This window comes from Streptomyces sp. NPDC005202 (assembly GCF_040608235.1).
Classification (GTDB): domain Bacteria; phylum Actinomycetota; class Actinomycetes; order Streptomycetales; family Streptomycetaceae; genus Streptomyces.
Genome location: NZ_JBEXHW010000019.1, coordinates 11910 through 33612, shown reverse-complemented (window position 1 = coordinate 33612; position 21703 = coordinate 11910). Strand labels below are relative to the sequence as shown.

Genomic DNA, 21703 nt, shown 5'->3' with positions numbered 1-21703 from the left:
AGGCACTGCAGAATACTCTCCAAACGCTCTTTACGGACCCTCCACCCAATGGCAGTTAATCGGCGGGCAAAGATCCGTACAACCAACGCCATTCCTCGCGAGTCGTGATCATGGCAGCCTCGCTCAGCCGTTCCGATCCCGACCAGAGGACCGAATGATCCCAGCCAGAGGCACGACGGCCGCGGCCCTCGTGCTCACCGCCGCCTGCGGTCTGCTCACGACCGCCACACCCGCGTCCGCGGCGACAACCTGCAGCCCGCCCGTCTACCAGCGGCAGTTCCACGCGAACACCACGTTTTCCGGCACTCCGAAGAAGACGGACTGCGACTCCGTTATCGATCGGAACTGGGGCACGGGCGCCCCCGCTTCGGGCCTGCCCAAGGACAACTTCGGGTCCGCTGGAAGGTGACCCGGGACTTCGGCTTCGGCGGTCCGTTCGCGCTGCCGGTGACCGCCCGGGACGGCATACGGATGTATCTGGACAGCACCCGCAAGGTCGACCTGTGGAAGAACGTGTAGTCGACGGTGAAGAAGACCGTCAACCTCACCGTCCCATCGGGCAGGCACACCTTGCGCGTGGACTTCGTCAACTGGATCGGCACGGCGAACGTCACCTTCGACTACAGGCCACGCACCTCCGCCGACGTCGACAAGGTCAGGCCGCTGGTGCCCACGAAGGTGACCGGGCGGTACGACGTCGCCACCGCGCAGGCCGTGCTCTCCTGATCCTGGAACCGTGATCACACCGCGCTCACGCCCCGCTTGGTCCGCCCGGGCACGAGCGCACAGGGTACGAGCGCACAGCCCAAAAGGCCCGGAGGTTCGCCGAACCTCCGGGCCCCTGTTCCACTCGCGTACGCGTCAGTCCGCCTGCTGCTGCCGCTTCGGGCGCCACACCACCAGCGCGCTGGTCTGCTGGACCTCCTGGTACGGGACCAGGTCCCGGCGGTAGGAGGCGTGGACGGCGGCCTCGCGCTGACGCATGGCGGCCGCCGCGCCGTCCAGGGCCGCTTCCAGCTCCGCGACGCGGGACTGGAGCGCGGCGACCTGGTTCTCCAGTTCGATGATCCGCTTGATGCCGGCGAGGTTGATGCCCTCGTCCTGCGACAACTGCTGCACCTGGCGCAGCAGTTCGATGTCGCGGGCCGAGTAACGACGGCCCCGCCCTGCGGTGCGGTCCGGGGAGACCAGGCCCAGCCTGTCGTACTGACGGAGTGTCTGCGGGTGCAGTCCGGATAGCTGGGCGGCCACCGAGATGACGTACACCGGTGTGTCTTCCGTCAGTTCGTACGGGTTGCGACGGCGGCCGTCCATCTCACTCATGCTCCCTTCGCGGCCTCGAACAGCTCCGCCCGCGGGTCCTCGCCCGCGGTCGCCTCGCGATACGCCTCGAGCGCGTCACGAGCCTTCCCCGACAGGTCCTTGGGGACACTCACCTCGACGGTGACCAGCAGGTCGCCGCGAGTGCCGTCCTTACGGACCGCGCCCTTGCCCCGGGCCCGCATCGTACGGCCGTTCGGCGTGCCCGGGGGCAGCTTCAGCGTCACCGGCGGTCCACCGAGGGTCGGCACGCGGACCTCACCGCCGAGGGCGGCCTCCGCGAACGTCACCGGGACGGTGACGGTGAGGTTGTCGCCCTTGCGGCCGAAGACCGGGTGCGCGGCGACGTGCACGACGACGTACAGGTCGCCGGCCGGTCCGCCCCGCTCGCCCGGTGCACCCTTGCCGCGCAGCCGGATGCGCTGGCCGTCGGAGACGCCCGCGGGAATGCGCACCTGCATCGTCCGGGACGACTTGGCGCGCCCCGAGCCCTTGCAGACTTCACACGGGTTCTCCGCGATCAGCCCACGGCCCTTGCAGTCCGGGCAGGGGTCCGTCAGCGAGAACCCGCCGCCCGAGCCGCGCGCCACCTGGCCGGTGCCGACGCAGGTCGGGCACACGCGCGGCGTGCCGTTCTTGTCGCCGGTGCCCGAACAGGCCTTGCACGGCTGCTGGCTGGACATGCGCAGCGGCACCGTGGCGCCCTCGATGGCCTCCGTGAAGCTCAGCGTGACCTCGGACTCGATGTCCTGGCCGCGCCGGGGCTGGGTCCGCGCGGTGCCCGTACCGCCGCGGTTGAACAGGCCCCCGAAGACGTCACCGAGTCCGCCGCCGAAGCTGCCCCCGCCCTGGGCGCCGCCTCCGAAGAGGTCGCCCAGGTCGAAGTTGAAGGAGCCGCCGCCGGCACCCGGCCCCGGGCGGAAGCCGCCGTTGCCGAAGAGGGCGCGGGCCTCGTCGTACTCCTTGCGCTTCTTGGGATCACCGAGGACGTCGTTCGCCTCGGAGATCTCCTTGAAGCGCTCCTCGGCCTTGGCGTTGCCCTTGTTGGCGTCCGGGTGGAACTCGCGGGCGAGCTTCCGGTACGCCTTCTTGATCTCGGCCTCGGTGGCGTCCTTGGGGACGCCGAGGACCTTGTAGTAGTCCTTCTCGATGAAGTCCTTGGTGCTCATCCTCGACGTCCCTCCTCTCCTGCGTCGTTCGTCTCTACGTCAGCCCTCCTCCGGGCCACCGTTCTCCTTGTCCTCGGCCTGCTCCGCTGCCTTGGTCGCGTCGGCCGCGCCGGTCTCGTCCGCCGGCTTGACCGTCTGGGCGCCCGGCTGAGGCTCGGCCACCGCCACCCGCGCGGGGCGGATGGTGCGCTCGCCGATCCGATACCCGGGCTGCAGAATCGCCACGCACGTCGTCTCCGTGACGTCCGGTGCGTAACTGTGCATCAAGGCCTCGTGGATCGTCGGGTCGAAGGGCTCGCCCTCCTTGCCGAACTGCTGCAGCCCCAACTTCGCCGCCACGGTCTCCAGCGACTCGCCGACGGACTTGAAACCGCCCACCAGTTCGCCATGTTCCCGCGCGCGCCCGATGTCGTCGAGCACGGGCAGGAGCTCGGTCAGGAGGTTCGCGACGGCGATCTCCTTGACCGCGACCCGGTCGCGCTCGACCCGGCGGCGGTAGTTCTGGAACTCGGCCTGCAGCCGCTGGAGGTCCGCCGTGCGCTCGTTGAGCGCCGTGCGCACCTGGTCCAGCTGGGCCGTCAGGGCGGCCAGCTGAGCCGCGTCCCCGGCCGGGGCCGCCCCCTCCTCCGGGGAGGGGGAGGCGGCCTTCGGCTCGGCGTCGTCAGAGGTGGCGCCGGAGGGGACGTCGGGCTGCTGCGGCGGCTGCTGCTGGCTCTGCTGAGCCTGCTGCTGCTCGTCGAAGCCCGGGGTCTCCTCCGTCACGCGGCACCGTCCTTCCGCTCGTCGTCGACGATCTCGGCGTCCACGACGTCGTCGTCGGCCTTGGCCTCGGAGGCACCGGCGGAGGCGCCGCCGGCGGCCTGCGCGGCCTGGGCGTCGGCGTACATGGCCTGGCCGAGCTTCTGGGAGACGGCCGCGACCTTCTCCGTGGCGGTGCGGATCTCGGCGGTGTCCTCGCCCTTGAGCTTCTCCTTCAGCTCGGCGACGGCGGCCTCGACCTCGGTCTTGATCTCGCCGGGGACCTTGTCCTCGTTGTCCTTGAGGAACTTCTCGGTCTGGTAGACGAGCTGCTCGCCCTGGTTGCGGGCCTCGGCGGCCTCGCGGCGCTTGTGGTCCTCCTCCGCGTAGCGCTCGGCCTCCTCGCGCATGCGGTCGACCTCTTCCTTCGGGAGCGAGGAGCCGCCGGTGACGGTCATCTTCTGCTCCTTGCCGGTGCCGAGGTCCTTCGCCGTGACGTGCATGATGCCGTTGGCGTCGATGTCGAAGGACACCTCGATCTGCGGGACACCGCGCGGCGCCGGCGGCAGACCGGTCAGCTCGAACATGCCGAGCTTCTTGTTGTAGGCCGCGATCTCACGCTCGCCCTGGTAGACCTGGATCTGCACCGACGGCTGGTTGTCCTCGGCCGTGGTGAAGATCTCCGAGCGCTTGGTCGGGATCGTGGTGTTGCGCTCGATGAGCTTGGTCATGATGCCGCCCTTGGTCTCGATGCCGAGGGACAGCGGGGTGACGTCGAGCAGCAGGACGTCCTTGACCTCGCCCTTGAGGACACCGGCCTGGAGCGAGGCGCCGATGGCGACGACCTCGTCCGGGTTCACACCCTTGTTGGCCTCCTTGCCGCCGGTCAGCTCCTTGACGAGCTCGGCGACCGCGGGCATACGGGTGGAGCCACCGACGAGCACGACGTGGTCGATGTCGTTGATGGAGATGCCGGCGTCCTTGATGACGTTGTGGAACGGCGTCTTGCAGCGCTCCAGCAGGTCGGCCGTCAGCTGCTGGAACTGCGCCCGGGTGAGCTTCTCGTCCAGGTGCAGCGGGCCCTCGGCCGAGGCGGTGATGTACGGCAGGTTGATCGAGGTCTCGGTGGACGAGGACAGCTCGATCTTGGCCTTCTCCGCGGCCTCACGGAGGCGCTGGAGGGCCATCTTGTCCTTGGAGAGGTCCACGCCGTGGCCGGACTGGAACTGCTTGACCAGGTAGTCGACGATGCGCTGGTCCCAGTCGTCACCACCGAGGTGGTTGTCACCGTTGGTGGCCTTCACCTCGACCACGCCGTCGCCGATCTCCAGCAGCGAGACGTCGAAGGTGCCGCCGCCGAGGTCGAAGACCAGGATGGTCTGGTCGTCCTTCTCCAGGCCGTAGGCCAGGGCGGCCGCGGTCGGCTCGTTGACGATACGGAGCACGTTCAGACCGGCGATCTCACCGGCCTCCTTGGTGGCCTGACGCTCGGCGTCGTTGAAGTACGCCGGGACGGTGATGACCGCGTCGGTCACCTTCTCGCCCAGGTAGGCCTCGGCGTCCCGCTTCAGCTTCTGCAGCACGAACGCGCTGATCTGCTGCGGGTTGAACTCCTTGTCGTCAATCTTGATCTTCCAGTCGGTGCCCATGTGGCGCTTGACCGACCGGATGGTCCGATCCACGTTGGTGACGGCCTGGCGCTTGGCCACCTCGCCGACCAGCACCTCGCCGTTCTTGGCGAAGGCGACGACGGACGGCGTGGTCCTGGCGCCCTCGGCGTTGGTGATGACGGTGGGCTCGCCGCCCTCCAGAACGCTGACGACGGAGTTAGTCGTGCCCAGGTCGATGCCGACCGCACGTGCCATTGTGATTCCTCCAGCTGACTTGAGTGGAACGGACTCAAGTGTGCCTGAGGCTCACTCCGTGGTCAACAGAGCTGAGTCAACCCGGCTCAACTCTTATCCATCCCGTACACGCAAGGGCGCGCTGACCTGCGGGGATGTGGACTGCCGGGGAGGCCTCGCGGGAAAATCGGGTTGACGTCGGAGGCCGTCGGAATCGGGTTGACGTCGGAGGCCGTCGGAATCGGGTTGGCGGCGGGTGCCGTAAGGATCGGGTTGGCGCCGAGTGCCGTAGGGATCGGGTTGGCGGCGGGTGCCGTAAGGATCGGGTTGGCGGCGGGTGCCGTAAGGATCGGCTTGACGCCGGGTGCCGTGGACATCGGTGTGCCGTCGGGTGGTGCGGACCTCGGTCGGGCGCCTCAGGCCGTACACCGGCACCCGCAGCAGTCCGAGGACGACGACCAGGGTCGCGCCGGCCACCCACAGCACGCTCGTCCGCGTCAGCCATCCCGTGTGCACGAGCACGCCGACGAGTACCGCGGAGAAGGTGCCGATGCCGAGCAGGACGGTCGTGCCCTGCGGGGTGAGCCCGAGCCGGCGCAGCCGGTGCGCGAGGTGGTCGGGGCCGCGGCGCAGCACCGGGCGCCCGGCCAGCCGCCGGGAGAGGACGACGAGGACGGCGTCGGCGACCGCCGTCGCGGTGAGCGCGAACAGCACGGCCGCACTGGAGACCGGGTCGTACCCGGTGCGGGTGAGCACGGCCGCCGAGGCGACCACGAAGCCGGTGAACAGGGAGCCGCAGGCCCCGAACGTGGTCCGCGCGGGATGCCAGTTGTGCATCAGGAAGCCGGTGAGGGCGGCGGCCAGCACGCTCAGCAGCACCGCCAGGTCGTCCATCACCTCCACCGCCGCGCACGCACCCGCCCCGAAGGCGGTGAGCACCCCCACCGTGCCCGCCAGGCCGTCCGCGTGGTCCAGCCCCCGGAAGGCGGCGGCCACGCAGGCGATCCAGACCACGGCGAGGATCCCCGCGGGCAGCCCGGTCTCGTCGTACGGCACCACGAAGGCCGCCGCGACGGCCGTACCGACGAGCAGGAACCGCGTCTTGAGCCGCCACACGTCCGCGGCCAGCCCGAGAACAGCGACCCCCGCGCCCGCGGCCAGCAGCTTTCCGACCCAGTCGCCGAGCGGGGCGGCGCCCGTCCAGCCTCCGGCCGCCGCGACCAGACAGGTGGTGACCACCACAGCCACGCCGCCGAGCAGCGGCACCGGCCGCACCCGCCGCCGGTCGACGAGCCCGAGCCGCAGCGCGGGCACCCGGAGGAGCGCCGAAAGCAGGGCGGCGAGGAAGAGGGCGGTGGTGGCGGTGACGATCCCGTAGAGCACGGTTCTTAAATTAGGGGTGAATGGGACGATTGGGTGTGAATAACACGATCGGATCCTCAGGCAACCCTCAGCGACGCAGATCACCGACCACGCGGCTACATTGCGACGGAAGATGGGGGTAGTCTCAGACGGACTGCATAAGTTACCGCTTAGTAATTTCCCCTCGAAGAACCACCTCGCAGGCCCGAGGAGCCCCCATGCAACTCGCCGCGATCATCGTGTCGCTGGTCCTGGCCGTGGTCGGCGTGGCGCTGTTCGCCCGAGCCATCGGTCAGATCTACCGCTTCGTGCGGCTCGGACAGAACGTGCCCGCGGGCACCCGCACCGACAACCCCAAGCAGCGCACCCTCACCGTGGTCAAGGAGTTCCTCGGCCACACCCGCATGAACCGCTGGGGCATCGTCGGCGTGGCGCACTGGTTCGTGGCGGTGGGCTTCTTCACCCTGATCCTGACCCTGGTCAACGCCTTCGGCCAGCTCTTCCAGGCCGACTGGTACATCCCGGTCATCGGTGACTGGCCGCCGTACGAGATCTTCACCGAGCTCGTCGGCCTGCTCACCACGCTCGGCATCCTCACGCTCATCGTGATCCGCCAGCTGTCGCGGCCGGACCGCCCGGGCCGCAAGTCGCGGTTCGCGGGCTCCAATATCGGCCAGGCCTACTTCGTCGAGGCCGTCATCCTCATCATCGGCATCGCGATCCTCATGCTGCGTGGCCTCGAGGGCACCCTGCACCACGTCGAGGGCTACGAGGCGTCGTACCTGGTCTCGTACCCGCTGGTCACGGCTTTCAAGGGGCTCAGCCTTTCCACGCTGCAGAACCTCACCTACCTCGTTGCGATGATCAAGATCGGGACGTCCTTCGTCTGGATGATCACGGTCTCGCTGAAGACGGACATGGGTGTGGCCTGGCACCGCTTCCTGGCCTTCCCGAACATCTGGTTCAAGCGGGAGAGCGACGGCGGCACGGCCCTCGGCGCCCTCCAGCCGATGACCTCCGGCGGCAAGCCGATCGACTTCACCGACCCGGGCGAGGACGACGTCTTCGGTGTCTCCCAGGTAGAGCAGTTCTCCTGGAAGGGCCTGCTGGACTTCTCCACCTGCACCGAGTGCGGCCGCTGCCAGTCGCAGTGCCCGGCCTGGAACACCGGCAAGCCGCTCTCCCCCAAGCTGCTGATCATGTCCCTCCGGGACCACGCGCACGCCAAGGCCCCGTACCTGCTGGCCGGCGGCGGCAAGACCATGGAGGGCGAGGAGAAGGCCTCGGCCGAGCAGCTGAAGGACGTCCCGGTGGCCGCGCTGGCGGAGGCCGAGCGCCCGCTGATCGGCACCGTCGAGGAGAACGGCGTCATCGACCCGGACGTTCTGTGGTCCTGCACCACCTGCGGCGCCTGCGTCGAGCAGTGCCCGGTGGACATCGAGCACGTCGACCACATCGTCGACATGCGCCGCTACCAGGTGATGATCGAGTCGGCGTTCCCGTCCGAGGCGGGCACGATGCTCAAGAACCTGGAGAAGAAGGGCAACCCCTGGGGCCTGGCCAAGAAGCAGCGCCTGGAGTGGACCAAGGAGGTCGACTTCGAGGTGCCGGTGGTCGGCAGGGACATCGAGGACCTGTCCGAGGTCGAGTACCTGTACTGGGTCGGCTGCGCCGGCGCCCTGGAGGACCGCGCGAAGAAGACCACCAAGGCCTTCGCCGAGCTGCTGCACATCGCGGGCGTCAAGTTCGCGATCATGGGCGGCGACGAGAAGTGCACCGGTGACTCCGCCCGCCGCCTCGGCAACGAGCCCCTGTTCCAGGAGCTCGGCATGGAGAACGTGGCCGCGCTGAACATGGCGTTCGGCGAGGACGACGACGACCCGGAGACGAAGAAGCCGAAGTCGGCGAAGAAGATCGTCGCCACCTGCCCGCACTGCCTCAACACCCTCGGCAACGAGTACCCGCAGCTCGGCGGCGACTACGAGGTCATCCACCACACCCAGCTGCTCCAGCACCTCGTCGACGAGGGCAAGCTGATCCCGGTCACCCCGGTCGAGGGCATCATCACCTACCACGACCCGTGCTACCTGGGCCGCCACAACAAGATCTACACGCCGCCGCGCGAGATCATCGGCAAGGTCCCGGGCCTGCGCAACGAGGAGATGCACCGCCACAAGGAGCGCGGCTTCTGCTGCGGCGCCGGTGGTGCGCGGATGTGGATGGAGGAGCGGATCGGCAAGCGCATCAACAACGAGCGCGTCGACGAGGCTCTTTCGCTCAACCCGGACATCGTCTCCACCGCCTGCCCGTTCTGCCTGGTCATGCTGACCGACTCGGTCAACGGCAAGAAGAACGACGGCAAGGCCAAGGAGTCCATCCAGGTCGTCGACGTCGCCCAGCTCCTCCTCGACTCCGTCAAGACACCGGTCGACGACGAGCCCCCGGCGGGCGCGGCCGCGTCCGAGAGCGAGCCGGAGCCGGAGCCGGTGAAGTAACCGGCACCGCCTGGACACCACCGACGCCCCCGTGCCCTGCCTTGGCAGCACGGGGGCGTCGCTGTGCGTTACGGCACTGCTTGGCGCTTTTCTTGGGGGCTCTTCTCGCGCCCTGGCGTTATGCGCTTGTGCGCCTGTGCGTTCGTGCCCTCCTGCGCCCTTCTTATGCGCTCTTCGGCCCTGCCTGCTGCACCACCTCGAAGGACCACAGGGTGGAGTCGGTGGCCGCGGGCCGGGGCCGTTCCCCTCCCTCGCCGACGCCCTGGTGCGCGGCCTTCATCGGGCCCTCGAGCCAGGCCTGGAACGACTCCTCGTCACGCCACCGCGTGTAGACCAGGTAGGTGTCGGTGCCCTCGACCGGGCGGAGGAGTTCGAACCACTCGAACCCGTCGGAGTTCTCCACGGCATGGGCGCGGGAGGCGAAGCGCTTCTCCAGCGTCTCCCGCTGCTCGGCCGGCACGGTCAGTACGTTGATCTTGACTACGCTCATGGTCCCATCCTGCCCGGTGCCGCCGCAGAGCCCACCAGGACACCCCAGGCCCGTGGCCGACATCGGCTGTCGCACCACTCGAACACGTGCATCATGACGGGGTTGTTGTCCCTGGTCCTGGCGAGGTCAACGATGCGCGTGCGAAGAGGCGGGACGGGAACGGCGACCGTGGGCTGCCTGCTGCTGCTCGCCGCTTGCGGGCCGGCCACGGACGCCGGAGCCGGTCACCAGCCCGTAAAGGCCGCCAGCGCCCCGGCTCGACTCCCCGTCCCGCGCGGCACGGGCAGCAGGACCCCCGACGACTTCAACGGCGACGGCCACCGCGATCTCGTCCTCAACGACCTGGTGAAGGAGCAGAGCCACGCCGACAACGCCGGCATCGGCGTCGTCTACGGCGGCCCGCACGGACTCACCCCGGCGCCCGGCAGTTGCTGAGCCCGCCGAGGAACGCGGCCCGCACGAAGGGCCGGCTCCCCGCCGTCTTCGACGCGGAGGCGAGCTGCGACCTGGACAGGGACGGCTTCACCGACCTGGTGGTGTCCACCGACCCGCCGTACGACGGGCAGGGGCAGCCGCCCGTACCGCTGCAGATCCTCTTCGGCTCCCCCGACGGTCTGACCGGCCGCGCCGTGCAGCTCGCCGTCCCCGCCCGGGCCCGTTTCTGCAACGACTGGCCCGACCAGCCGGTGTGCGGCGACTTCGACGGCGACGGCGCAAAGGACCTCGTCGTCCACGCCTCAGGAGGCCGACTCAGCTTTCTGCGGGGCCCGTTCAGCCGTACGGGGGCCCCGCGCGCGGCCGGCGCCCCGATCCCGTCCCCCGGCGAGGTCCCCACCGGCCCGGCGGCCGACGTCGACCGCGACGGATACGACGACCTCGTGGTCCGTGCGACGGAGGGCACCGCCACGTCTGCAGTGCTCCTCGGCGGCCCCAACGGGCCCACCCGCGCCGGCACCGTCCTCCCGGCCGGCGTCGACGTGGCCCTGGGCCGCTTCAGCGCGACGGCCACGGCTCCACGATCAGCCAGGACACGGCCGGCAACCCCGGCACCGCCGAGACCGGCGACGCGTTCGGCTCCGACTCGGCGTACGCCGACTTCAACCACGACGGCTACGACGACCTCGCCGTCGGCTCCCCGGGCGAGGACGTCGGCAACGACGTCGACGGCGGCGGCGTCGCCATCCTGTGGGGCTCGGCGTCCGGCATCACCGGCAAGGGTGTCACCGTCGCCGACCCGGCCCCGTCCGCCCACGACAACTGGGGCCGCTTCCTGGCCGTGGGCAGCAACCACTCCACGATCTACGTCTTCAAGGGCGGCTTCAACTCGTCCGGCACGGCCGACGGCCACTACACGATCAAGCCCCCGGTCTACTCCGGCGACGGCATCGGCGCCCTGAACCTGACCGCCGGCGACGTCAACGGCGACGGCCGTACCGACCTGGTGGTCGACGGCTTGGAGACCGAGACCGAGTACGGCTGGAACCGCAACTACTGGGTGCCCGGCACGCCGAGCGGCCTGAGCACGGCGTCCGCCAAGGCCCTCAAGCCCGGCATCATCACCGCGATCGGCGACATCACGGCGACGGCTACGGCGACATCGTCAGCGGCGCCGAGTGGGACTCCACCACGAGCGACGGCACGACGATCCCCGACGCCGCCAAGGGCGGCAAGGTCTGGATCACCTACGGCACGGCGAGCGGCCCCGGCTCGGCCACCGGCATCACCCAGGACACGGCGGGCGTCCCCGGCAGCTCGGAGAAGAGCGACAACTTCGGCTACGAGCTGGACCTCGGCGACATCAACGGCGACAAGTACCTGGACCTGGTGATCGGCGCCCCCGGCGAGAACCTGAACGGCGTCGCCAACACCGGCATGCTCACCGTCCTCTACGGCTCGGCGTACGGCATCAGCACCTCCGGCGCCCAGGCCTTCGGGCAGAACGACCCGGGCGTCCGCGGCAACGACGAGAAGGACGACAACCTCGGCCTGGACGTCAAGCTCGGCGACGTCACCGGCGACGGCAAGGCGGACCTGATCGCGGGCTCGGCCGAGAACAGCGGCGACGACGCGGTCACCTACCTGCCGTCCAACGGCACGAAGATCACCACGACCGGCGCACGCAGCATCTGGCCGGGCGACTCGGGCATCTCGACGACGGGCACGCCGTACTTCGGCGCGAACTTCGCCGGCTGGACTCCGCCGACTGAACTTCGCCGGCTGGACTCCGCCGGCTGAACCTAGCCGACCGGACCGAGCCTCGCCGACTGAACTTCGCCGAGCGAGCCTCCGTACGCCAAACCTTGAACCACCACTGCCGTCCCCCCATGACATCCCCTAGAGGGGATGTCACAGGTCGGCCGCAAAGGCGGGCCCGGACACCCGGGTCCGGCACGTCACTCTGTGGGACCAGGTACGTTCGATTACGTGGCTGGATTCAGGATCGGACGCGGCGGCCGGGACGACCGCGCCCCGCAAGCGCAACCGCAACAACCCCCGTACGGACAGCAGGCCCCGCGGGGACCGTCGTACGGCTACCCCCCGGCGCCGCAGCCGTACCCGCAGCAGCAACCGCCGTACGGAGGCGGCAGGGCCGGCCAGTGGCCCCAGGCAAGCGGCGGCTACGGCGGCCAGAACAGTGCCTACGGCGGCCAGGGCGAGCCGGAGTACTTCGGCGACGGCTCCTACCCGCAGGTCGGCCCCGACCCGTACGCGGCCAACCAGCCGGGTCACACCCAGGCCTTCGCAATCGGCGAGGACCCCTACAGCCAGGGCGGGACCTACCACGCGGGCTCGGCCCCGGCCGGGCCGATCGGCCCCCGCCTGCACTGGAAGGAGCTGCTGAGGGGCATCGTCCTGTCCCCCAACCAGACGTTCCTCCAGATGCGCGACTACACGATGTGGGGCCCCGCCCTCATCGTGACGTTGCTCTACGGTCTGCTGGCCGTCTTCGGCTTCGACGGCGCCCGCCAGGACGCGATCCACGCCACACTCTCCAACGCGGTCCCGATCGTCCTGATCACAGCCGTGGCGATGGTGATCAGCTCCTTCATCCTGGGCGTGGTCACCCATACCCTGGCCCGCCAGCTCGGTGGCGACGGCGCCTGGCAGCCCACGGTCGGCCTGTCCATGCTGATCATGTCCATCACGGACGCACCGCGCCTGCTCTTCGCCATGTTCTTCGGCGGCGACGCCGGCTTCGTCCAGCTCCTGGGCTGGGCCACCTGGGTGGCGGCCGGCGCCCTGCTGACCCTCATGGTCAGCCGCTCCCACGACCTGCCGTGGCCGAAGGCGCTCGCTGCCTCGGCGATCCAGCTCATCGCGCTGCTGTCGATCGTGAAGCTGGGCACGTTCTAGGGGTTTCCGTACGACAGAGGGGCTCCCTGCCGGCCGGCAGGGAGCCCCTCTCGTATGCGCGGGAGTCAGCGCGTCCTGCCGCTGCTGGTCAAGGACGTCCTCATCACCCCGAGAAGTCACACGGAGAGTGACTGAAGCCCAGATGAATCGCTGCGTTAGAGACGTAAATATCCAGATATATATAGCGTGCCATGGCCGTGCCACTACTGAGAGTCATATACGGTGGCGTGCGTCGCGCCGGACGGGCACCGGCGCATGTCCGGCCCGTCAACTACCCGGAAGGAGTGAGTGTGAACGCTCGCTTTGGCATGAGGGGGCAAGAGCGCTTGCGGTCGCAGCACTGGCCGCAATCGTCGCCTCGACCGTCCCAGGATCGGTGTCTGCCGCCGCAGACGAAAACCAAGCACGCTCAGAACACTGGGGCGTGATCACCCGCAACACGATGGGCTCTCCCGTCGCCGCTCTGAGGAATGGCCCATTCGGCTCGTTCGACGTGCAGGGACCCTCCGCCAGGCCGCCCTACGGACAGGGCAGCCTTGGAATCGAGGTGGCGGACCGGTCCACCTCGCAGACTCCTCCCAGTGAGAAGGTCGACTTCGGCAACGAGGTCGATTTCCTCGGCGACCCGGTGCTGGGCCTGAAGAACCTCGGTTTCCACGTCTTCCAGACCAGCGAGAACATCGGCTACGGCGGCCCGGACAACATGCCGAACATCAGGTTCGAGATCGATCCGAACGTGGACGCGCACCCAAGCGACAACTACTCCACGATGGTGTGGGTGCCGGATGCGGCCCCGGTGACGGGCCGTTGGAGCCCGTTCATCGACGCCACCTCAACCGGCTACTGGTACCTCACGGGCAACGAGACCGCCTGTACCCAGGCCGCCAGGTGCTCCTTCGAGCAGATGAAGGCCTCGCTCAATGACGGCGGCGAGGCGCCGACCATCTACACCGTCTCGGTAGGCAAGGGCCGCGACCACATGTGGATCGGCGCTGTCGACGGTCTCCGGATCAATCGGAACATCTACGACTTCGAGGCCGACGGCGTAAGGACTCGTCGCGCCGACTGACGCGGCCGGCAACAAGCCCACCCCCGCGAAAGGAGCGCCCCAGGTACCCACACGCGACTGAGGCCGCCTAGCAGGCTGCTCCTCGAACACCCCCAGCCAGTTCCTCACGTGCCCTTTCGCACTTGAGTCGGATGCCCCGGCGGATGTTGGCGGCCAGCCAGGATTCGCCGGGGACGTGGCCGTGGCCGGCGTAGGTCCAGTGGGCGAGGATGCAATCAGCCGGCGGGGATGCTCGGGAATACCGAGCAGGGTGAGCGCTCCCTTCTTGAGCATGCAGACGCAGCCGCAGGTCAGAGCGCTTCCCTCGAGGGAGTGATCGGCTCCCCAGACTTACGTACTGGAGGCAACACGCTCCAGGGGAAGTTGATCCACTTGTCGGTGCGCTTCCAGACGTACTCGCACTTCACGAGGGAGTGGGACTTCTCGTAGATGACGGCGCTGCGCACCTCGGCGACGGTGTCGAGGCAGAAGTCGCGCACCAGCTTGAGCGTCTTGCCGGTGTCAGCGACGTCGTCGGTGATCAGGACCTTCTTGTCGGAGAAGTCGATGGCGTTGGGGACGGGCGCGAGCATGACCGGCATCTCCAGCGTGGTCCCCACCCCCGTGTAGAACTCCACATTCACGAGGTGGATGTTCTTGCAGTCGAGGGCGTAGGCGAGCCCGCCCGCGACGAAGACGCCACCCCGGGCGATGGACAGCACGATGTCCGGCTCGTACCCGTCGTCGGCGATGGTCTGGGCAAGCTGGCGCACGGCGTCGCCGAACTGTTCGTAAGTGAGGCTCTCGCGCGCGTCGTTCATTCCTGCATGGCTCATACCTGCGTAGCTCATACCTGCGTCGCTATACCTGCGTCGCTCATACCTGCGTCGCTCATACCTGCGTCCTGTGGAAATTCACGTAGGACCGGGAGGCGGTGGGCCCGCGCTGCCCCTGGTAGCGGGACCCGTAGCGGTCGCTGCCGTAGGGGAACTCGGCGGGGGAGCTGAGCCGGAACATGCACAGTTGCCCGATCTTCATCCCGGGCCAGAGCTTGATCGGCAAGGTCGCGAGATTCGACAGCTCCAAGGTCACGTGCCCGGAGAACCCGGGGTCGATGAACCCGGCGGTGGAGTGAGTGACCAGCCCCAGCCGCCCGAGCGAACTCTTGCCCTCGAGCCGTGAGGCGAGGTCGTCGGGGAGCGTGATCACCTCGTAGGTGGAGGCGAGGACGAACTCCCCGGGATGAAGGATGAAGGGCTCGTCCCCGTCCGGCTCGACGAGCCGGGTGAGGTCCGGCTGCTCGATCGAGGGGTCGATGTGGGGGTAGCGGTGGTTCTCGAACACCCGGAAGTAGCGGTCGAGCCGCACGTCGATGCTCGACGGCTGCACCATGGATTCGTCGTAGGGATCGATCCGTACCCGCCCGGCGTCGATCTCGGCCCGGATGTCCTTGTCTGAGAGAAGCACGCCCTGAGGATACGCAAGGCGCGCGGAGCCCCCACAATCGTGGCGACGCCGCGCGCTGTGTCTCTTCGTGCTATCGCTGCTCTACTGCAGCCCTACCGCTTCTCCAAAGCCACCGGCACCACACTGCGGAGCCGGGCACACCGTGGACACCTCACGAGCCGACCGGGGCCGAGCCGCTCGGCCTGCTGCATCGGGAACGAAGCGGTGCTGAACACGTGCCCATCGGCACAACGGACGACGGTGCGCTCCATCAAGTCCTAGAGTCCCTTCCCCAAAGAGCCGCGTCTGGCTGGCCTGCCCGACGACAAAAGCCACAGTACGGGATCAAAGGGACGCCCCTCCAGGCGGCACTCCGGCCCCACCGGGACCCTCACCCACCCCTCCACCGTACGCCCCAACTCCGGCCCCCCGCAGCCCCATCACCCCCCGAAACACGCTCGGGCCCCTCGGCTTGAGACCGGGGGCCCGTGATGAGGTACAGTAGGCGAGCGCTTGGACATCGACTACGGTCGGCGTCTTACGCGGGTGTAGTTTAATGGTAGAACATCAGCTTCCCAAGCTGAGAGCGCGAGTTCGATTCTCGTCACCCGCTCCACGATGAAGGCCCAGGTCAGAGACCCGGGCCTTTTTGCTGTCCTCGGTGATCACTCGCCGCGTGCCAGATTCGTGCCAGAAGGCTCCTCGGCCGCCTTCTTGGCAGCCTCAGCCCGAGCCTTCCGGACGGTGGCGTCGAGGCCGGCGGCGACCTCTTCCTGCCGCTCCTCGTCGGAGTGCTGGTAGATCAGCGCGGCCTTCTCGGAGGACTGCCCGGAGCGGACCATCGTGTCCTTGAGGGTGGCACCGGACCGCGTGGACAGCGTGTGCCCCGTGTGGCGGAGGTCGTAGAACCGGAAGCCCTCGGGCATGCCGACGATCTCCCGCGCCCTGCGCCACTTCCGCCCGAAGGTGCTGCGCCGGAACGGAGCTCCCTTCTCCCCGACGAAGATCAGCCCGTCCGGCCCCGGCTCGGCGTAGCTCTCCAAGTGCCAACGGAGCTCCCGGCGGAGGAACGCGGGAAGAATCACAGTCCGGGTCCCGGCCTCCGACTTGGTGTCGCCCTGGACCCGCCGGCCGTTCATCCGCTCCGGCTCGGCGAGGCGGATTCTGATGCGCAGGTTGTCGACGTCGACGTCCCGGCGACGGAGACCGGCCAGCTCCTCCGGTCGCATCGGACCGTAGGCGCCGAGGTACACCATCAGCCGCCACCGCATCCCCACAGCGTCGGCGAGCGCATCGACCTGGGCGACGGTGGCGATGCGCCGCTCGGCCGCCTTTTCCTTACCGGCGCCCTTGATCCGGCACGGGTTGCGCTGGATCAGTTCGTCGTCGACGGCCGTCTCCATGATGGCCTTCAGGAGCCGGTACGCCTTCGCGGTGATCGTCTTGGCGCCGGTGAGTCGCAGCCGTTCGGCTCGCCACTCACGGACGCGGGGTGCGGTGATCTCGTCCAGGTCCAGGTCCGCGAAGGCGGTCAGGTGCTTGTCGAGGAGGTAGCGGTAGAGGTCCCGGGTGAGCGGAGCCAACTCGCGTTCCTCCACCCACTTGTCGGCGTAGGCCCGGAAGCTCACCGCGCCGGCCTCCGGGTCCCTCCACTCACCCCGGCGGATTTCAGTCTGCTTCTCAGCGAGCCAGTCATCCGCATCGGCCGTCGTCTCGAAGGTGAAGGGAGCCGGACGCATCACACCGTCCGGGCCGGGATAGCGCGCCTGGTACCGACCGGAGGGAAGCCGCCTGATCGCCCCGAACCGGCGCCGCCTGCCCTTGCTGTTGGCCATCAGGCAGCCCTCCCGTAACGGGCACCGGGCCGCCTGCGCGGCTCCACCGTGTGGGACGCGATGAACTCTTCGACCGCACTCACCGGGATGCGGACGTGCCGACCGACCTTCACGTACCGGATGCGCCGCTCCTCGATGAGCCGCCGGGGGAAACGGGCAGTCGTACCGAGCAGCTCGGCGACCTGGTCCACCGAGAGATAGCGGTCGTTCATGTGGTCGGCTCTCCTTCCGTTCCGGGGGCGGGTTCGAGGGATTCGGCAAGCCAGGCTTCGGCGCGGGAGAGGCCGGTACCGGCGAAGACCCAGTGGGCGAGGACGAGCGTGGTTTCGCCGTCCTGCGGGACGGGCGGAGCCGCTTGGGCCCGGCGCCAGTCGGCGCGAGCGTCACGGAGGGCGCCGAGGGTGGTGGAGTAGCGGCGGGATTTGGTGGAGAAGTGGCCGCGGAAGCCGAGCATGTGGGCCCAGGCCCGCAGGCGTAGGTCTGCCAGCTCGGGGCGCGCCCCGAGGGCCCAGGCGGTGCGGATCATGCGCCGGGCGTGCTCGGTGATCCGTGCTTGGGAGAGCTCGGCGAGGAACCTGATCGGACGGTCCAAGGTGCCGGTCGCTGTTTCGGCGCCCTTGGTGGCGTACTTGGCGATGTACGCCGCTACGGCCCGCTCGGTCAGCTCCTGGCCGTCGTCGAAGTCGGCAGAACGGATCGTGCGGACATCGAGCTGACGGCCGAAGACGAAGGTGTGGGCCCGATCGTCGATCACCGGTCCGTCGATCCGCGCGGCGGTGGCAGCAGCCCGGATGGCATCGGTCAGCAGCTCGGCCGTGGCCCAAGCGGGAGGCGGGGAGTCGCCGCCCTCCGGGCCGTCGAGGCGGATCACGGCGTGGAAGTGGACGGCGCCCCGCTTCTGGTACTCAGCCACCTTGGCGAAGGAGATCCGGGCATGGTGCCGGAACGCGCGCTGGGTGAGGCCGGCGCGCTTGGCGACCTCCCGGCGGAGGTAGATCGAGAAGCGCCGCCAAAGGGCTCCGGCGTGTGCGTTCCACAGCACCGCGGCTTCGTAGTCGTAGGTGTCCGGGTTGAGGGGCGTCCCCAGGACGGCGTCACCTTCCTCGTGCCGGACACCGCAGCGGCAGTCCCGGCCGCTGGAGGGGCGGTTGTGGACCGGGCCGAAGCTGGGGGCCGTGAGGGTGGCGAAGACGCGCGGGTGCTTGGCGACCTGTTCGGGCGTGCCCTTGCCGCCTCGGAGTCCGGCGGTGATCAGGTGGTAGGTGTCGCGGCGGTAAGTCTCGGCGCAGGCCGGGCACCGGGTGGCGCGGCGGTTGTTGCAGCGGACGAGGAGGTTCCCGGCGGGGAGGGTGGTGGAGTCCAGGTGGTGCACGACGCGGCCGATCTCGCCAGTCGTCGCGTTGACCGCGTACTCGGTGCGGTGGCCGTCGAGGCGGACCGGGTGGGTGCAGCCGCCCAGGCCGGAGAGTTGGCGGGCCAGCTCGGGCATGGTGCCGAGGGAGGCCAGCATGGAGAGTTCCGCCAGCGGTGGCGGAGTCTGCCGGGCGATGATGGTGCTTCCTTTCGGCTGTTTCGGCGGTTGGGAGGGACGGCCCCGGGACGGCGGGATGCTTGGCGGCGTTTGCCGCCCCGGCGGCCGGTCAGCGCTTGTTGGCGCTGCTGATGAGGGAGCGCAGGACCACGGCGGCGATGGCCACGGACACGGCCGAGATGGCGACTGCCGCCAGGAGCGCAGTGAGCACGATGCCGACGACGACCACGGCGGCGACCGCGCCGACACCCACGTACGGGGCAACCGGGCGACTGGCCGGGTAAGCCGGGGTGCAGTCCTGCGGGTTGTGCGCGGTGATGCTCGGGACGCACGGCGTCTCGGGGAGCTTCGGGCGGAACATCGCGGTACTCCTTGTCACTTGTCGGTGCCGTTGACGACCCCCACCCCGGAACGGGTGCCGGACTCGATGGCGGGGGCGAGGAAGGTGTGCGAGAGCCAGAAGCCGAACAGCGCGATCACGACGGCGACCCAGAGCCGGATGCCGAGGAACTTGATCGCGGCCCAGGCGATGAGGCCCAGGACGAAGACGAGCGGCAGCGAGAGGGTCACGAGGGCTCCTCAGCGGACGGCGCAGCGGTGGGTGCGGGCGGCCAGCTCGGCGGCGGCGCGGCTGTCGTAGTCCATGGCGAATCCGCAGCACGGAGCCGTGCAGGCGGCGGTGTGCTTCTCCCGGCCCCGGCCGTCGTAGTAGGTGGCGACCTGGACGGGACCGATGCGGACGACGTTGCGGAAGCGGCGGTTGGCGGGCATCACGGGGTCTCCTTGTCGTTCTCGCCGGTGAAGTCGGTGACGTGCTCGGCCAGCCATCGCAAGATCTCGTCGCCCTCGTAGCTGTCGGCGGCGAGGATCACCGGTTCGGCGATGAGCACGGCTTCGGTGAGGCGGTTCTGTCGGGTCAGCTCGGCGGCGCGTTTCAGCGCGCGGAGCGTGGACGGGCGCACGGTGGAAAGTCCTCCGGGGTCAGGTGAGTTGGGCGGAGATGGCTTCGGCCAGTGGCAGCGGGACGCCGAGCCGGGCGCGAAGGGTCGGGGTGTCGATGGGCGTTCCGGTCCGGGCGCGGTGCTCGTCGGCGACCTTGCGCGCGAGCGTGACGAGCGCCGGCGGAACGGGGGTTGTCGAGGGCGGAGCCGGTACCGGATCCACGGCGGGCAATTCGGGGGCAGTGGCAGGTGCTTCGGGCACTGGAGGTTCCGGGGCCGACTCGCGTTCCTCCGCTGGAACGTCCGCGGTTCCTCCGTGGGCGAGCAGCGTGCCGCCGAGGAAGGCGACCGCGGGCCATCCGGCGACGAGGATGCGCAGCCAGGCCGGTACGGCGCCCAGGTCGAGCAGCCCGGCCGTGGCGACGTTGGCGCCGAGTGAGGCGGTCAGGGCCACGAGGAACCAACCCCAACCGGCCGCTTTCGCCCCGCCGGAGCGGAGTTGCCGCCAGGCCGCCACCAACAGCAGGTCGACGGAGACGGGGTATGCCCATGCCTTCCATCCGTGCTGTCCGGCGGCCGAGGCCAGGTCGTGCAGGTGGGCGAAGGACAGCGCGGCGGCGATCAGTGCTTGGACGAGTACGGCGTCGAGGCGGACGGGCAGGGCACGCACGGCGCGACTCCTTCCGATTCCGGGCATGGAGGGGGTAGGGACTTGGCACGGGACGGCCGTGCCGGCCGTGGGAACTGGTGGGCCTACTCGGTGACCGGGCGAGCCGTGACCACGGGCCCTGAAGCCTCTACCGGCGTCGGCGGGGCGTACGGCCGGAAGGGATCGAGCGCCGGTACGTCGGGGGCGAGGTGCGCCGTCTCGCGGCAGGTGGCCGCGGCGTCGGCGAGGGAGAGGTAGGGGGTGCGGATCCGGGACCAGCCGCCGGAGGTGTCACCGACGACGGCCAGGCCGGGCAGCTCGGGGGCGATGGCGCAGGCCGCCAGGACGGCCTCAGGGGCGATGTCGCCGAGCGCCATCTTGGCGGAGGCTTCGTCGTTCACGCGGTGGCAGACGCGTCCGGTGAGCTGAGCGCGGAGCATGGTCGCGCCCTTGCCCAGCTCGGCGCCGAAGCGCTGCCCGCAGACTTCGAGGTAGATCCCGGCGGCCCGGCCGAGTTGGGCGAGCCGGATGAGCTGGGTGACCATCTCGTCGCGCCGTTCCTCCTCCTTCCGTGTGGCGACGAGGAAGAGTTCGGCCACCTCGTCGACGAACAGCACGATGGGAGCGGGGCGTTCGTCCTCCGGCAGGCCCCAGATGTCCGAGGTGATCAGCTCTTCCGGGGTGCCGGGCGCGATGCCCTGCCGGGCCTTGATCAGGTCGTATCGGTCCTCCATCTCCTTCACGAGTACGGGAAGCAGCTCGGCCGCCTGCTCGGGGTCGGTCGCCAGAGCGGACAACCGGGCGCCGAACGGCGCCAGTTCGACCCCGCGCTTGCAGTCGATCCCGACCAGGACGATCGGCTGAGCGGCCAGCCCGGTCAGCAGGTTCCGCAGGTACATGGACTTGCCCGAGAGCGTGGCGCCGAGCACCAGCTCATGCGGCACGGTCCGGTAGTCCCGTACGAACGCGGTCGCGTCCTCCCGTAACGCCACCGGCACCCGAAGCGGCCCGCCATCGAGGCGACGGGGCATCCGCACCTTCCGCAGCACATCGAAGCCGACGAGCCGCAGCTCGACGACACCCGGCTTGACGTCCCGTACGTGGACGGCATGGACGCCCCAGGCGTGCCGAAGGCGTTCGGCCGAGACCGCCACGTCTGCCGGCTCCTGTCCCGGAGCCAGCCGCAGCCGCATACGGAGGCCGGTCGAGGTCGGACGGATGATGCCCCTCCGAGGAGGCACCGGCCGTACCTCACGCCGGGTGGCCGCCCGGACGACCAGCGCCCGCCACCGAGACGGCTCGACGGTCAGGCCGCAGGCGTCCATGGTCGAGGAGTAGGAGGCCAGCAGCCGGGCCACCGAGAGCGGCAGCCCGACCGTGGACCAGTACGCCGCCGGGTAGGCGTGCCGTGCATACGCGGCGCCGCCTATCGCAGCGAGCGGACCGCCCAGCTCAGCCAGCGTCACCAGGTCCGTCACGGC

At 69.4% G+C, this 21703-nt stretch carries 20 protein-coding genes, 1 tRNA gene and 3 pseudogenes; 7 read left to right on the top strand and 17 right to left on the bottom strand.

Annotation, left to right across the window (positions count from 1 at the left end; all coding sequences use genetic code 11):
- Positions 1-154 precede the first annotated feature (154 nt).
- A pseudogene (locus ABZV31_RS24450) lies at positions 155-723 on the top strand (PA14 domain-containing protein); the annotation flags it as partial.
- A gap of 138 nt (positions 724-861) precedes the next feature.
- Here ABZV31_RS24450 and ABZV31_RS24445 read toward each other — a convergent pair.
- From ABZV31_RS24445 to ABZV31_RS24425, 5 genes are all read right to left on the bottom strand, one after another.
- Positions 862-1314 carry a helix-turn-helix domain-containing protein gene (locus ABZV31_RS24445; protein ID WP_355897750.1) on the bottom strand — a complete coding sequence of 151 codons (453 nt, stop codon included), beginning with the start codon at positions 1312-1314 and terminating at the stop codon, positions 862-864.
- 5 nt (positions 1315-1319) lie between these two features.
- Positions 1320-2489 carry a molecular chaperone DnaJ gene (dnaJ, locus tag ABZV31_RS24440; protein ID WP_355897557.1) on the bottom strand — a complete coding sequence of 390 codons (1170 nt, stop codon included), beginning with the start codon at positions 2487-2489 and terminating at the stop codon, positions 1320-1322.
- Positions 2490-2528: 39 nt separating this feature from the next.
- On the bottom strand, positions 2529-3251 hold the full coding sequence (gene grpE / locus ABZV31_RS24435; protein WP_355897554.1) for a nucleotide exchange factor GrpE: 723 nt from the start codon (positions 3249-3251) through the stop codon (positions 2529-2531).
- On the bottom strand, positions 3248-5092 hold the full coding sequence (gene dnaK / locus ABZV31_RS24430; protein ID WP_355897551.1) for a molecular chaperone DnaK: 1845 nt from the start codon (positions 5090-5092) through the stop codon (positions 3248-3250). The genes grpE and dnaK overlap by 4 nt, the downstream gene beginning before the upstream one ends.
- 93 nt (positions 5093-5185) lie before the next feature.
- The gene (locus tag ABZV31_RS24425; protein WP_355897548.1) at positions 5186-6454 is read right to left on the bottom strand and encodes an MraY family glycosyltransferase; all 1269 of its coding nucleotides are present in this window, start codon (positions 6452-6454) and stop codon (positions 5186-5188) included.
- Positions 6455-6651: 197 nt separating this feature from the next.
- Between ABZV31_RS24425 and ABZV31_RS24420 the strand changes: the two genes are divergently transcribed.
- The gene (locus tag ABZV31_RS24420) at positions 6652-8928 is read left to right on the top strand and encodes a (Fe-S)-binding protein (RefSeq protein ID WP_355897545.1); all 2277 of its coding nucleotides are present in this window, start codon (positions 6652-6654) and stop codon (positions 8926-8928) included.
- Between the two features lie 163 nt (positions 8929-9091).
- Here the strand turns inward: ABZV31_RS24420 and ABZV31_RS24415 are convergent, their stop codons facing one another.
- Positions 9092-9418, bottom strand: a complete 327-nt coding sequence (locus ABZV31_RS24415; RefSeq protein ID WP_355897542.1) for an antibiotic biosynthesis monooxygenase — start codon at positions 9416-9418, stop codon at positions 9092-9094.
- Positions 9419-9550: 132 nt separating this feature from the next.
- Here ABZV31_RS24415 and ABZV31_RS24410 point away from each other — a divergent pair.
- The 4 genes and pseudogenes from ABZV31_RS24410 to ABZV31_RS24395 all read left to right on the top strand — a co-directional run.
- Positions 9551-10413: pseudogene (locus ABZV31_RS24410) on the top strand (VCBS repeat-containing protein); the annotation flags it as partial.
- Positions 10414-10430: 17 nt separating this feature from the next.
- Positions 10431-11653: pseudogene (locus tag ABZV31_RS24405) on the top strand (hypothetical protein); the annotation flags it as partial.
- A 108-nt stretch (positions 11654-11761) separates the two neighbouring features.
- On the top strand, positions 11762-12772 hold the full coding sequence (locus ABZV31_RS24400) for a Yip1 family protein (protein WP_355897539.1): 1011 nt from the start codon (positions 11762-11764) through the stop codon (positions 12770-12772).
- A 547-nt stretch (positions 12773-13319) separates the two neighbouring features.
- Entirely contained in the window at positions 13320-13841 is a 522-nt protein-coding gene (locus ABZV31_RS24395) for a hypothetical protein (RefSeq protein WP_355897536.1), read from the top strand.
- A 290-nt stretch (positions 13842-14131) separates the two neighbouring features.
- On the opposite strand, the gene ABZV31_RS24390 is transcribed toward ABZV31_RS24395, so the two are convergent.
- Together ABZV31_RS24390 and dcd are read right to left on the bottom strand one after the other, a co-directional pair.
- Entirely contained in the window at positions 14132-14641 is a 510-nt protein-coding gene (locus ABZV31_RS24390) for a phosphoribosyltransferase (RefSeq protein ID WP_355897749.1), read from the bottom strand.
- Positions 14642-14711: 70 nt separating this feature from the next.
- The gene (gene dcd / locus ABZV31_RS24385) at positions 14712-15287 is read right to left on the bottom strand and encodes a dCTP deaminase (RefSeq protein WP_355897533.1); all 576 of its coding nucleotides are present in this window, start codon (positions 15285-15287) and stop codon (positions 14712-14714) included.
- 521 nt (positions 15288-15808) lie between these two features.
- Here dcd and ABZV31_RS24380 point away from each other — a divergent pair.
- A tRNA-Gly gene (locus ABZV31_RS24380) sits at positions 15809-15882 on the top strand.
- A gap of 49 nt (positions 15883-15931) precedes the next feature.
- Here the strand turns inward: ABZV31_RS24380 and ABZV31_RS24375 are convergent.
- From ABZV31_RS24375 to ABZV31_RS24335, 9 genes are all read right to left on the bottom strand, one after another.
- Positions 15932-17101 (bottom strand): tyrosine-type recombinase/integrase, encoded by a 1170-nt coding sequence (locus ABZV31_RS24375; RefSeq protein WP_355897530.1) that lies wholly within the window; start codon positions 17099-17101, stop codon positions 15932-15934.
- Complete coding sequence (locus tag ABZV31_RS24370; RefSeq protein WP_355897527.1) at positions 17101-17313, bottom strand: excisionase family DNA-binding protein; 213 nt, start codon at positions 17311-17313, stop codon at positions 17101-17103. Before ABZV31_RS24370 ends, ABZV31_RS24375 begins: the two co-directional genes overlap by 1 nt.
- Entirely contained in the window at positions 17310-18611 is a 1302-nt protein-coding gene (locus ABZV31_RS24365) for a replication initiator (RefSeq protein WP_355897524.1), read from the bottom strand. Before ABZV31_RS24365 ends, ABZV31_RS24370 begins: the two co-directional genes overlap by 4 nt.
- A 130-nt stretch (positions 18612-18741) precedes the next feature.
- On the bottom strand, positions 18742-18993 hold the full coding sequence (locus tag ABZV31_RS24360) for a SpdD protein (RefSeq protein ID WP_355897521.1): 252 nt from the start codon (positions 18991-18993) through the stop codon (positions 18742-18744).
- Positions 18994-19007: 14 nt separating this feature from the next.
- Positions 19008-19202, bottom strand: a complete 195-nt coding sequence (locus ABZV31_RS24355) for a hypothetical protein (RefSeq protein WP_355897518.1) — start codon at positions 19200-19202, stop codon at positions 19008-19010.
- Between the two features lie 9 nt (positions 19203-19211).
- Complete coding sequence (locus ABZV31_RS24350) at positions 19212-19403, bottom strand: mobile element transfer protein (protein ID WP_355897515.1); 192 nt, start codon at positions 19401-19403, stop codon at positions 19212-19214.
- Positions 19403-19594 (bottom strand): hypothetical protein, encoded by a 192-nt coding sequence (locus ABZV31_RS24345; protein ID WP_344016206.1) that lies wholly within the window; start codon positions 19592-19594, stop codon positions 19403-19405. The genes ABZV31_RS24350 and ABZV31_RS24345 overlap by 1 nt, the downstream gene beginning before the upstream one ends.
- Before the next feature lie 19 nt (positions 19595-19613).
- Positions 19614-20243: a DUF2637 domain-containing protein gene (locus ABZV31_RS24340; protein WP_355897511.1), complete on the bottom strand. Its 630-nt coding sequence runs from the start codon at positions 20241-20243 to the stop codon at positions 19614-19616.
- An 83-nt stretch (positions 20244-20326) separates the two neighbouring features.
- Positions 20327-21700: an FtsK/SpoIIIE domain-containing protein gene (locus ABZV31_RS24335; protein WP_355897508.1), complete on the bottom strand. Its 1374-nt coding sequence runs from the start codon at positions 21698-21700 to the stop codon at positions 20327-20329.
- Positions 21701-21703: the final 3 nt, after the last annotated feature.